At 40.6% G+C, this 614-nt stretch carries 1 pseudogene; it reads right to left on the reverse strand.

The window, feature by feature from the left end:
• Nucleotides 1–614 (reverse strand): annotated as a pseudogene (locus tag HMPREF0851_RS15225) (transposase); the annotation flags it as partial.

A 614-nucleotide genomic window follows, 5' to 3' on the forward strand; every position in this document is an offset into this window, starting at 1 on the left:
TCTTCTGCAGGTATTTTAGAAATACCGAGAAGCTTAGGAATCTCTTCTCCATAAGTAAAGGCAAAAAGTTCATAGGCTGACTTTCCATTCAAAGCAGCGCGTTTGACGCTGTTGACATGCGAACAAACTAGATTGATGTCCTCCTGAGTTAAGTTGTCAAAAGAAGTTCCCTTAGGTAGAATGTCGCGAATTAGTGTGTGATTTTTCTCAATTCTCCCTTTCTGGTCAGAGCGATTAGGATCACAAAAGAAGAGTTTACTCTCTCCTCAAACATCCATTTCGATGTCATCAACCCTGGCAAACTCTCCACCATTATCTGTGAGGATGACAGGAAAGAGTTGACAGAAATCTTTCTCCGCTTGGTGAAGGGTGTTCTTGATATCATAGAGGTGTTTAGTAACCTCAAGGGCAGTTTTATTATCCAGAAGTCTAGCGAAGATAAAGTTACAGAAAGATAAATTGAAGGTGAGTAGGACTTTACCTCCCATCCTCCCTATAACGGTGTCCATTTCCAGCCAAGAATTCAGTTGGTTAAGGGATAAATAATTTTGGAAATCCTCATAGGAGCGGCCTTTTTTTGCTTCTTTAGGAATGGAAGGTAGTTTACTTTTCCG

Origin of the sequence: Streptococcus sp. M334 (assembly GCF_000187745.1) — a bacterium.
Lineage (GTDB): Bacteria > Bacillota > Bacilli > Lactobacillales > Streptococcaceae > Streptococcus.